We start from the raw sequence: 11,484 nt of genomic DNA, 5'->3' as shown, positions 1-11,484 counted from the left end.
CACGCACGTTCGCCTCACGCAAAGGGGAACGGGCGCGACTTCAATATCGGGGTCGAGCACGTATCTTTACTACAGGCCACGGGTCACTTGAGCGACCGTCAGATCGAATTCACCGGGCCGGAAACGAAAGGTACGTCAGGAGGTCCAAAATGACGCGTTGGAAGTTACCAAATGCTCTTTCAGCCAGTATTCTCGCGGTGCTGCTAAGTTCGACCGCGGCATCGGCAGGTTTTTTCTCGAGCTTCTCGCAGCCTCAGGCGCTGCCTGACGGAGCGCAGTATCAGGATGGCACATGGACTGGTTCGCCCGTCCGTCAATACTATGGCTATGTGCAGGCCCAAGCCCATGTGAAAAACGGAAAAATTTCCTCCATCGACATCCTGAGGGCACCGACGGATCGCAGGACCAGCCGATATATCAACAGCAAGGCCCTGCCGATGCTCGAACGCGAGATCGTCATGGCGCAGAATACCAACGTCTCCTACATCTCCGGCGCTACGCTCACGAGCCAGGCTTTTCTGAACTCGGTCCATGATGCGCTGCGGAAATCCCTGAAATAGCCCGGCCATGACAGTCGAGACGCGGCTCATCATGGGAATGCCGATCACGCTCGACATCCCGAATTCAGGGCACACAGGCATTCACGAGCGCGTGTTCGATTTCTTCACCGACGTCGATATACGCTTCAGTCCGTTCCGGCCGGACAGCGAAGTGTCGCGCTTCAATGCGGGCGAGGTCGGGGAGTCCGCACTCAGTTCCCAAATGCGCGACGTGCTGGAAATCGCGCATCGCATGCGAGAGTTCACGGACGGGTATTTCGACATAAGGCGCAACGACGGGACGATTGATCCCTCGGGTGTCGTGAAGGGATGGGCGATCCTCCGCGCGGCCCAATTGATCGAGCGAGAGGGGTTCGCGGATTTCTGCATCGACGCCGGTGGCGATATACAAGTCGGCGGACGCGATGCGTCGCGACAGGAATGGTCGATCGGTATCCGCAATCCTTTCGCGCCGCAGGAGATCGTCAAAGCCGTCAAGCCGAGGGGACAAGGCGTTGCGACCTCGGGAAACTACATCCGTGGCGATCACATCTATGACCCGCATGATCGCGCCCGCCGCATCGAAGGCCCCGTCAGCATTACCGTAATCGGGAGTGACGTCCTCGTCGCGGACCTGCATGCCACGGCGGCCTTCGCGATGGGTGACGCGGGCATTTACTACATCGAAGACCTCGAGGGCGTCGAAGCCTACCAGATCCACCGCGATGGCACGGCCGTGCAAACGACCGGTTTCAAGGAGTTTGTCTTCTCATGATGAGGCTGATCAGACGTGCGTTGAATGGCGTCACCATGTATCGGTTGATGGTCTATTATCTCGGGCTCCTGTTCGTCGGCGGACTTGCCGCGGGGATGACTGGAGCGACATTCCTCGACCCTGCCGGTCTGCTTTTGTCGCTCGTGCTTGCGGTCGCGAGCGCATGGGTCACGAACCGGCTTTTCAGCATTGTGCTCAAGCTGCCGACGAATTCGGAATCCGTGCATATTACGGCCCTGATCCTCGCGCTCATCATGCCGCCAGCGGATATTGCCGACCCGACGACGCTCGCCGCGATCGTGCTCGCGTCGGTCGCAGCCATCGCCTCGAAATTCATCCTGACGATCGGGCACAAACACATCTTCAACCCGGTGGCGCTCGGTGCCGTCGTCGCGGGGATCGGGCTCAACACCCCGGCCTTGTGGTGGGTCGGCGGCACGCCGCAACTGTTGCCTCTGGTGATCCTCGGCGGGCTGCTCGTCGGCTACAAGATAGAGCGTCTCGGCATGATCGCGGTCTACATCCTGTCGAACCTCGCGGCGGTCATCGCGACGACGCCCCCGGGCATGATGGGCATGGCGCTGCAACAAACGCTCCTCTACTCGCCGCTGTTCTTCGCCGGCTTCGCGATGCTCACCGAGCCCCTGACAGCCGCCCATGGCCGTTGGTCGCGGCATGTCTATGCAGCCATCGTCGGTGTGTTGTCCTGCTCGAACATCCATATCGGGACGCTATATTTCTCTCCTGAAATGGCCTTCCTCGTGGCCAATATCTACGCCTGGGCCGCGAGTCCGAAGGGACGCTTCAAGATGAAGCTGATCGGTGTCGAGGAGATCGCAGCGAACTGCTACGAGTTCGTTTTTCAGTCGGACCGCGCCCTGCAATTCCGCGCGGGACAGTATCTCGACTGGACGCTGGGACTGCCGAAATCCGACACGCGCGGCAATCGCAGAACCTTCACCATCGCTTCAGCCCCCGGGGCGACTTCGGTGCGGGTCGGCGTCAAGTTCACCCCCGACGGCAGCGAGTTCAAGCGTGGGCTCCTGGAGATGCAGGAAGGCGACCCGATCTATGGCTCCCAGATCGCCGGCACCTTCGTCCTGCCCCGACAACGTGAGAAGAAGCTCCTCTTCATCGCGGGAGGGATCGGAATCACCCCGTTCCGGAGCATGATCGCCGATCTCCTCGAACGCGGCGAGAAACGCGATATCGTGCTGGTCTACGCGAACAGGTCGGCTGACGAGGTCGCATATCGAGAGCTGCTGACGCGCGCGCGAAGCGAACTCGGAATGAAAGTTGTCTACGCGGTTTCCGGGGCCCCCGGCGACGCCTCGACCCTCCCCGGCACAGTGGTCGAGGGCCGAATGGACGAGACGAAACTACGCGAATGCGTTCCCGATCTGCACGAACGGCGTGTCTACGTGTCCGGAGCGAGCGCGATGGTCGCCGGCTTCCGAAAGACACTTCGAAATTGCGGCGTCCGTCGCAGGCGGATTCACACGGATGCCTTTTCCGGGCTTTGATCTCCGCGGAGTCGTCCGCGTGCGAAATCTCTCCATTACCTGTGGTTTTGCGCCCGACTGCGAAACCGTCGTTTCGCTGAGCAAACGCCACGGTTGCGCTGTTCGCCGGGCCAAATTTCAGGCCCCGCCTAATCTGTCGGGATTTTCTCAGGTTTTACCGGGATAACGACGCCTTTCCGTTCGAGCCGCAGGGTTAACGAACCGTTACCGCGAGTGTCTCGGAAACCACACCTCGCCTTCCACCGAGAGAGGCTTGAGCGAGAGCCGTACACTCGACCGCTCAAGCAACCTTGGCATGATCGGGCGCAACCTGTGGTTTACTTCAGATTGCCGAAATCCGCCAGAATCCTGCACCTGACCTGTGCGAGCCAAGGTCTGGCTCGTTTTGGGAAAATAGGGAAATTAATGTCTTATAAACTTTCGATCACCGCGACCGCCGTCTGTTTCGCACTTGCAGGCTGCATGGGCAGTGGCGATGGCAGCAATTCCTTCAGCGCAGCTGAGGTGTCGCAGAACCAAGCCACTTACGACAGCCTCGCGACCCGCGTCGCCGACGGCGACCTCTTGGTCGCTCAAGATCCGACCGGTACCGCAAACCTTACGGGCCAGCTGAAACTTGACCCGGCCAAAACATCTGACAACCCGGCCGCGGGCCGCTTGGCGATGGACGTTGACTTCGACAACAGGAAAGTCACTGGCAAAGTGACCGAATTCGCCGCCTACACGCCGGACTTAAGCGAAAAGGTCATGGACCTGAAGGGCTCGCTTACCGTTGACGGGACGATTGATAGCTCGAGCGCAATCGCGGCAAATGTCACCGGAACCGTGAGCGACGATGAAGGCAGCGTAACTGCAAATCTTCAAATGGCGGGCTCTGTTTATGACGATAACGGGAAGTATGTCGCGTTGGGCGATGTAACTGGCACCGAAGTTACCCCCAATGGCTCCGAACAAGTTACCGGCACGTTCCACGCAGAGCAGCAGTAAACTTCGGACACAAGCGCTGGGGGCCCAATGGCCTCCAGTGTTTCGATTTTCCAACGATGGGTTTTTCATGAGCTTTTCTAAAAAGCTGCTGACTGCGACGGCGGCTTTTCTTTGCGCCACCCCTCTGTCAGCCGCGCCTCGAGATCACAGTCTCGCGGATTGGACGCGGATCGGCGCTCGTCTCAGCGCCGAAGGCGACACGCTCACCGCGATCACCATTCTCGGGACGATCGCAGCGAAGGCTCCGAAATACTTGCCCGCACAAAGCGCGCTCGAGCGAAGCCTCGACCAGATCGGCTCCCCGAAACGCGCGGATCGGGTACTTCGATATGTTGCGGATCGCGCGCCGGATCGCGAGATGGCTTTCAACGCGGCCTTGCGACAACTCGATCAATCGCACCCTTGGCGGATCTCGGGGCAGATCTCGCTTCTGCCGACAAGCAATCTCGGTCATGTCTCCTCGCAGAAGGTTTTCGTAACCAAAGCGGGGCGATTCCAGATCACGGATGGCGGCCGGGAAACGTCGGGGTTGGGGCTCGGCGCCAGCGCGAGCGTCGACTATTACATCCACCCTGCGCTCGATTGGCGGTTGCGCCTGCGCGGCGCGGTGTCGGGAAACTGGTACTCGCCCAAGGAACTGCGCTTCGTGAAACCGAGCTTTTCGGTGCGCTACGAGCGTCTCATCGCAGGAGCCCCTTGGGGCGCGACAATCGAGGCTGGGCACAGCTTCTATGCCGCTACACATGGTCAAACGCGATCCGATGCGACCGATACGAGTCTCAACCTCGACCGCCATTGGCGGCTCGCACATGACGCCAACCTCACGGTCATCGGCTCCGTCACTCAAAGCCGCTTCGAGGCAAAACGCTATCTCAACGGGCCACGCTACGCACTCAGCCTTGGCTACGACAGAGCCATTTCACGCCGCTCCCGCCTCGAGCTCGCACTGCGGCTCGAGCGCACAGATTTGCGTAGCGATTATCAAAGCTACACCCGCGCAGCTCTCACCGTAGGAGCGAGCCGCCGCATCACGAGAACGCTTAGCGCGAAACTCTCCGCGACAGCCGGGCTGCGCGACTTCGACGGGGACTTTCCGTTGTTCGGAAAGCCACGCGTGGATCGCGACATTTCCCTCACCGCCTCAGTCGGGCTGGAAAGCTTCAAAGTGATGGGCACGACACCTCAACTGAGCTGCACCGCGCGGCGCAACCGGTCGAACGTGTCGCTTTACAGCTATCTTTCGCTCGATTGCGGCGTACATTTCGTCACCCAGTTCTGAGGGCGTCTTCTTCGCAAAGCCCCAGTTCCACCACCCGCGCGACAACTGCATTGGTCGTACGAAGGCCGAATTTCTCGCGCAGATTCCGGAGATGCATGTCGACCGTCGAAACCGAAACGCCCAATGCGAAAGCCACCTGTTCCCGGCGTTCGCCACGCACGGCGCGGACAAGGATCTGACGCTCGCGGCGGGTGATATTCGGAATGTTTTCTTCCGCTGCGAACTCCTCCGTATTCAGAAAAAGGATACAGCGTGCGCGTCCGGGCGCGAGCGGGAGGAGATTTATTTGCCTCAGGTTCGGCAGGCGCTTGACGCGAGGCCGGAGCACGGTGGCTTGCGCCGCCCAACGGGCGGTGGCCGAGAGGACCGGCGCGCGCAAGAGGCGTCCGCCCGGGACCATCGACAGGCTCAGAGGTTCGCGCGCGGTGATGCCGAGGTCTCGTTTGAGGAAGGTTTGCATCGGCGCATTCGGCCCGGCGACTATCCCGGATGAAAAAATATCGCAGGCGGCCTCCAGCGCAGCGCACTGGCTAGCCCCTGCGCCGTTTTGAAACGGATAGGTCATGAAATCTCTGAATGAATACAATCATCTATATATGAATCATTCGTATCCGATTTCTGACGCCGTTCACAATACGATTCACGACAACTCACGAAAAAAACGGCGCGGTCGAGGCCGACCAGTCGCTACTCGGAACTCCGGTCAGTCGCAGGGGGCGATGTGGATCGGGGCCTCGCGATCGGCACCTATGGTTTCGCATTTCTTCGAGCAGAGCGTCCAGCCCGAGATCGTGGCGCCGGAAGCCGCGAGGGTCAGCGTGGGCACATCCGGACCATCGGTCGTCCAAACCCACCAGCCATCCTCGAAATGACCGCCCGGGCCGGGCTCCATCCCAGCACCCGAGCCTTTCACCGCCGCGCCGACGAGGCGCAGCGTGTCATGGTCGGTCACCTGCCAATGTTCGCGCCAGCCCTCATGCTCGACCGAATGCATCCATTGGAGCGAGAACTGACCATCGCTCGCCAGCGCCACCATCGCGGCGCCGACCATCAGGCATGAGGCGCTCATGCCATCGCCCGCTTGCGGCCCAGCCAGAGCGCCGCGCCGAACGCGGCGACGAGCGCGAAGCCGATCTCGTCGGTCAGTGGCAATGCCGCGATCAGGGTGAAGCCCGCGACCATGGCCAGCACGCGCTCCCAGATCGCCAGCGGGCGGCCCAGCCAGCCGATCACCGCAACACCCCAGAGCGACAGCGCCAGCAGCGCCTTGATCACGATGTAGGCGACCGCTGGCCAATAGCCGATCGCGGCGGCGAGTGGCCCACCATCCTGCAGCATCAGCGCGGGCGTGTAGACCGCCATGAAGGGCACGACGAAACCTGCGGCGGCGACCTTGATCGCTTCGAAGCTGATCTTCAGACCGCTCTCCTTCGCAATGGGGGCCGCCGCGAAACAGGCGAGCGCCACGGGGGGCGTCAGGTCCGCGAGAATCCCGAAATAGAAGACGAACATGTGGCTGACGATCAGCGGCACGCCGAGGTCCAGAAGCGCCGGGCCCGCGATCGAGGAGGTGATGATGTAATTCGGGATCGTGGGAATCCCCATCCCCAGCACGATGCAGGTGATCATGGTCAGGATCAGCGACAGGAACAGGCTCGATTTGCCGACGCCGACGATGAACTGCCCGAAGGTGGTCGCGGCCCCCGTCAGGGTCATGACGCCGATGATCACGCCGACGAGCGCGCAGGCAATGCCGACGGGAAGCGCGGTCCGCGCGCCATCAGCGAGGCTGTCGCGACAGAGCGCCAAGGTTTCGCGCCCGCCCTTCGAGAAGACGTTGATCGCGATCAGCACCGCGATGGCCAGCAGCACCGCCCAGATGCCGAATTCGAAGAAAGCCGCCGCGACCAGCGCCAGCACGACCCAGAAGATCACACGCAGCACCTGATTGGGCAGGCCGAGCGCGACCGAACCTCCGAGAATCAGGAGGCCCGTGAGCGACAGGCCCACGGTACCCGCGAAAAGCGGCGTGTAGCCGGTGAACAGCAGGTAGACGAGCACGGCCAGAGGCAGCAGCAGATACCACCCCTCTTTCAGCGCCTTGCGCGGGCTCGGCAGTTCGGATTTCGCAAGGCCCCGCAGATCGCGCTTTCCGGCCTCCAGATGGACCATCCAGAACGCCCCCGCGAAATAGAGGATCGCCGGGATCAGCGCGGCCTTGACGACCTCGACGTAATCGACGCCCAGCGTCTCTGCCATGATGAAGGCCACAGCGCCCATCACCGGCGGCATGATCTGCCCGCCCATCGAAGACGTGGCCTCGACGCCGCCCGCGAAGGCGGAGCGGTAGCCGAAGCTCTTCATCAGGGGGATCGTGAACTGCCCGGTGGTCACGACATTGGCGACGCCCGAGCCCGAGATCGTGCCCATCAGCCCCGAAGACAGGACCGAGACCTTCGCGGCCCCGCCCATCCTGTGCCCGACCATACCGAGCGAGACATCGGTGAACAGCTTGATCATCCCGGCTTTCTCGAGGAAGGCGCCGAAGAGGATGAACAGGAAGATATAAGTTGCCGACACATAGGTCGGGATGCCGTAGATGCCTTCGGTGCCGAAACTCATCTGTTCGATCACCTGCTCGAAGGCGTAGCCGCGATGGTTCAACGGTGACGGCAGGTGTTGGCCGAACATGGCATAGAGGAAGAACGTGCCCGCGATGATCGGCAGCGCCGGACCCATCAGCATCCAGGCGGCGACGAAGACGGTGATCAGAAGCACGCAGCCGACCACGAGGTCGAGCGTGTTCGGATCACCCGCGCGCAGCAGAAGCGGCGTGTATTCGATCCATTGATAGGCGGCGACAGCGACTCCGGCTGCGGCCAGGATATAGGCGATGGAGCGTCCGACCGGACCGAAGCCTCGGGCGATGGCAAGCAGCGGAAAGCCGAGCGCGAGCAGGAAGCCCACATGGACGGCCCGCGCAATCTGGCTCGAGGGGTTGATGACATGGGCGGCGAAGGCGATCTGCCAGACCGAGAAAGCGACCGCGAGCCAGAACAGCGCCCGCCCCTCGCGCGATTGCGGAAAGCCGCCAGCCAGCGGATCGTGCACCGCCGCGTCGACCGCTGCTTCTTCTTTGTTGTCCATGCCTGTCTCCTCCCCCGGTTTGGGCGCTTTGGCCCGAACGATCAGGGGCGACCCGAAAAGCGCGCCGCCCCTCACCTGAGCTCTAGCGGCTTATTTCAGCACGCCCTGCTCCTTGTAGTATTTCTCCGCACCCGGATGCAGCGGGATCGGAAGGCCCTGCACCGCCGCCTCGAGCGAGATGCCGTTCGCGGCCGAATGCGCGGCCTTGAGCGTGTCGAGATGTTCGAAGAGTTGCTTCGTCATCTGGTAGGCCTCTTCATCCGAAACACCTTCGCGGGTGACGAGGATGTTGGTGATCGCCACCGTCGGCACATCCGCGTCCTGCCCCGGATAGGTACCTGCCGGGATCACGCCTGCCTTGTAGGGCGCGCCGAGCTTTTCTGCGATGTCGGCGGGGATCTCGACGAAGGTCACGTCCTGCGTGGTCGACAGATCCTTCAGCGCCGCGTTGCCCAGACCCGAGGACTGGAAGGTCGCGTCGAGCTGGCGGTTCTTCATCAGTTCGACCGATTCCGAGAACGGAAGGTATTCGACCTTGCCCAGATCATCATAGCTCATGCCCGCCGCGTCGAAGATCTTGCGCGCATTCAGCTCGGTGCCCGATTTCGCCGCGCCGACCGAAAGGCTCTTGCCCTTGAGATCGGTGATGGTGGTCGCGCCGGCATCCTTGAGTGCGGCGAGCTGGATGTAGTTCGGGTAGATCGCAGCGATCGCGCGCAGCTTGCCGAGCTTGGCCTTGAAGCCCGCATCCGCATTGCCTTCCCAGGCATCCTTCACCGAGTCGCCCAGTGCGAAGGCCAGCTCCCCCCGGCCCTGTTGCAGCAGGTTCAGGTTCTCGACCGACGCCTTGGTCGATTGCACCTGAACGCGCACGTCCTTCATGTTCTCGCCATAGACTTCTGAAAGAGCCACACCGAGCGGATAATAAACGCCCGAGGTGCCCCCGGTCAGGATGTTGATGAAGCTTTCGGCCTTGGCCACGGGTGCGCTCAAAGCAATCGCCCCGGCGACGAGCGCGCCGAGCTTGATGTGTTGGAACATCGTAATCCTCCCATATGTCATTGCCCGCAGTGAAAAGCGGGACCGGCCCCAAAGTGACGGGTTTTGCGCGGGGATCAATTCAATTCACGTCGATGAAACCAGAAAGCGGAAAATTCTCCGCTTGACGTGAACGACGGCGCGCTCGATCGCAATTAGGGTTCCCGAGCGGAAGTTTCGAATTTCGCTATGCGCTTGACGCTACGAGCCCTATCTGCTGGGAAACAGTTGATTTTCTTCTTCAAAGCCCCTATGCGCTCTTTGCCTCCCTTCCGATACTCCCCCGCCCGCTGGCCCGCAGCATTGCGTTGGGCCGTGCTGCTTGCGAGCTCCGCAGTTTTGGCCTTCGCGCTGAGCCTTGCGCATCTCTCGGCTGCGTTTCTGCTGGGTCCGATGGCGGCCGCGATCACGCTCGCCGCGAGCGGCGGGGCCGTGCGTTTGCCGCCTCTGGGCTTCGTTGCCGCGCAAGGTGTCGTGGGGGTGATGATCGCCTCGAAGCTTCCCGCCTCGATCCTGCCCGAGATCGCCCGCGACTGGCCGATCTTCCTTGCCGGGACACTCTCGACCGTGCTGGGGGCGAGCGCGCTCGGCTGGGTGATGGCGCGTGCGGGCGGGTTACCGGGGACGACGGCGATATGGGGTTCCTCGCCCGGTGCCGCGACAGCGATGACGCTGATGTCGGACGATTACGGCGCCGATATGCGCCTTGTCGCCGTCATGCAATATACCCGTGTCGCCTGCTGCGCGATCGCCGCAACTGCCGTCGTGCAGCTCTTCGGCGTGGCACAGGGCGGCGAGGTTGGCACGGCAATGGCTCAGGAGGGTCCGACCGACTTCCTCGGCGCGGCGGAGTCGCTTGCGCTCGGGATCGGGGCGGGCTTTCTGGGGGTGCGGCTACGCATTCCGGGCGGCGGGCTGCTGCTGCCGATGGCCTTCGGCTTGATCGCCGGCGCCACGGGCCTGCTGGAGATCACCCTGCCCCAGACCGTGCTCGCGATCAGCTACGCGGTCGTCGGCTGGGGCATCGGAATGCGCTTTACCCGTGCCGTGCTGGGCCACGCCGCACGGCTTCTGCCGCGCATCCTCGGCTCGATCATCGCGCTGATCGCGCTCTGCGCCGCTTTTGCCATGGGGCTGGTCTATTTCGCCGGGATAGAGCCGGTGACCGCCTATCTCGCCACCAGCCCCGGCGGCGCGGATTCGGTGGCGATCATCGCGGCGGGCACGCAGGTTGATGTGCCCTTCGTGATGGCGATGCAGATCGCCCGATTCCTGCTGGTGCTGGTCGCGGGCCCCGCGCTCGCCCGCGCATTGTCACGCAGGCGAGGTGATGTGTAACCCGTTCACTCGTTGAACTGGGTGTCACCGTGATTGTAGGGCTGCTGCTGGATCATCAACACGCCCGAATTGTCATCGGGATCGTCGTCGTAATGATCCTTCTCGGTGACGCCCGGCAGTTCTCCGAACGCCCGCGACAGCTTCAGCGGCGAGAAGGTGAAGGGAATCTGATCGTGCAGCCACGGCATATCGCGCAGCGCGCTCGACACCGAATCCGCACACATCATCTTGTTGACCGAGCCGTTGCGCTCCACCCGCGCCATCAACTGATCGGCCTGCGCCATCGTCAGTGGCATTTTCTGCGCGCGCACGTACCAGCTCTTGCGGGCATGATAGTCGATGTAGAATTTCCGCATCTTCTCGGTGATGCCGAAATGCACGTCGTTGCGCTCGGGTGCCCAGGGATGGTTCCAGGTGCCCGCCGGATCGAAGATGATCCGCTCGCGCCCGTTGATCAGCAATGCCGAATGCCCGCCCGACCCGGTATTGGTCGAGATCACGGTATAAAGCGTGACCGAAGGCGGCTCGTCGGAAACATAGCGATATTTGGCGACCTCGGCATCCGAGGCGTAAATGTGGTCTGCACCGCAGCCGGCCAGGAGAAGCGGCAGCATCAGGCAGACAAGAAGCAGGCGCATCATCTACCTGATCTCCCGTTCTGAGTGTCTCTCAGCTGCGCCGGTCGCGTCAGCCATTCACCAATGCGAGAAACACCAGAAAACAGATGATCACAATCACCGAAACCGTGACGAAGCGAACAAATCCGTTGAATGTTCTCTCTTGGTCACGAATGTCCATGTTGCCCGGTTTGTACTCGGCCATTGCGCGTTCTCCCTATTGCGCTGATCTCCCAGAGGG

At 62.0% G+C, this 11,484-nt stretch carries 12 protein-coding genes; 6 read left to right on the top strand and 6 right to left on the bottom strand.

What is annotated here, in order from left to right; all coding sequences use genetic code 11:
• Window positions 1–149 precede the first annotated feature (149 nt).
• From B6V74_RS12880 to B6V74_RS12860, 5 genes are all read left to right on the top strand, one after another.
• On the top strand, window positions 150–560 hold the full coding sequence (locus B6V74_RS12880; protein ID WP_075775981.1) for an FMN-binding protein: 411 nt from the start codon (window positions 150–152) through the stop codon (window positions 558–560).
• 7 nt (window positions 561–567) lie between these two features.
• Entirely contained in the window at window positions 568–1,314 is a 747-nt protein-coding gene (locus tag B6V74_RS12875) for an FAD:protein FMN transferase (protein ID WP_088720322.1), read from the top strand.
• Window positions 1,311–2,837 carry a hypothetical protein gene (locus B6V74_RS12870; protein ID WP_088722978.1) on the top strand — a complete coding sequence of 509 codons (1,527 nt, stop codon included), beginning with the start codon at window positions 1,311–1,313 and terminating at the stop codon, window positions 2,835–2,837. Before B6V74_RS12875 ends, B6V74_RS12870 begins: the two co-directional genes overlap by 4 nt.
• Window positions 2,838–3,242: 405 nt before the next feature.
• Window positions 3,243–3,824 (top strand): hypothetical protein, encoded by a 582-nt coding sequence (locus B6V74_RS12865; RefSeq protein ID WP_088722977.1) that lies wholly within the window; start codon window positions 3,243–3,245, stop codon window positions 3,822–3,824.
• Entirely contained in the window at window positions 3,778–5,103 is a 1,326-nt protein-coding gene (locus B6V74_RS12860) for a surface lipoprotein assembly modifier (protein ID WP_088722976.1), read from the top strand. Before B6V74_RS12865 ends, B6V74_RS12860 begins: the two co-directional genes overlap by 47 nt.
• Here B6V74_RS12860 and B6V74_RS12855 read toward each other — a convergent pair.
• From B6V74_RS12855 to B6V74_RS12840, 4 genes are all read right to left on the bottom strand, one after another.
• The gene (locus B6V74_RS12855; protein ID WP_088722975.1) at window positions 5,090–5,668 is read right to left on the bottom strand and encodes a LuxR C-terminal-related transcriptional regulator; all 579 of its coding nucleotides are present in this window, start codon (window positions 5,666–5,668) and stop codon (window positions 5,090–5,092) included. The two genes, B6V74_RS12860 and B6V74_RS12855, sit on opposite strands and share 14 nt — an antisense overlap.
• Before the next feature lie 138 nt (window positions 5,669–5,806).
• Window positions 5,807–6,172 carry a DUF1850 domain-containing protein gene (locus B6V74_RS12850; protein WP_075775978.1) on the bottom strand — a complete coding sequence of 122 codons (366 nt, stop codon included), beginning with the start codon at window positions 6,170–6,172 and terminating at the stop codon, window positions 5,807–5,809.
• Window positions 6,169–8,250 (bottom strand): TRAP transporter permease, encoded by a 2,082-nt coding sequence (locus B6V74_RS12845; RefSeq protein ID WP_088722974.1) that lies wholly within the window; start codon window positions 8,248–8,250, stop codon window positions 6,169–6,171. The genes B6V74_RS12850 and B6V74_RS12845 overlap by 4 nt, the downstream gene beginning before the upstream one ends.
• Window positions 8,251–8,340: 90 nt before the next feature.
• Window positions 8,341–9,291 carry a TAXI family TRAP transporter solute-binding subunit gene (locus tag B6V74_RS12840; protein WP_075775976.1) on the bottom strand — a complete coding sequence of 317 codons (951 nt, stop codon included), beginning with the start codon at window positions 9,289–9,291 and terminating at the stop codon, window positions 8,341–8,343.
• A gap of 312 nt (window positions 9,292–9,603) precedes the next feature.
• Between B6V74_RS12840 and B6V74_RS12835 the strand changes: the two genes are divergently transcribed.
• A complete protein-coding gene (locus tag B6V74_RS12835) occupies window positions 9,604–10,626 on the top strand; it encodes an AbrB family transcriptional regulator (protein ID WP_240497102.1) in 1,023 nt (340 codons plus the stop codon).
• A 5-nt stretch (window positions 10,627–10,631) separates the two neighbouring features.
• Here B6V74_RS12835 and B6V74_RS12830 read toward each other — a convergent pair whose 3' ends face one another.
• Entirely contained in the window at window positions 10,632–11,267 is a 636-nt protein-coding gene (locus B6V74_RS12830) for a hypothetical protein (protein ID WP_240497101.1), read from the bottom strand.
• A gap of 46 nt (window positions 11,268–11,313) precedes the next feature.
• Window positions 11,314–11,448 carry an aa3-type cytochrome c oxidase subunit IV gene (locus B6V74_RS12825; protein ID WP_075775975.1) on the bottom strand — a complete coding sequence of 45 codons (135 nt, stop codon included), beginning with the start codon at window positions 11,446–11,448 and terminating at the stop codon, window positions 11,314–11,316.
• Between the last annotated feature and the right edge of the window lie 36 nt (window positions 11,449–11,484).

It is taken from the genome of Thioclava sp. F42-5, from assembly GCF_002213195.1.
In the GTDB taxonomy this organism is placed as follows: Bacteria; Pseudomonadota; Alphaproteobacteria; order Rhodobacterales; family Rhodobacteraceae; genus Thioclava; species Thioclava nitratireducens.
The sequence above is the reverse complement of the archived record's forward strand: the minus strand, read 5'-3'. Positions and strand labels throughout refer to the sequence as shown.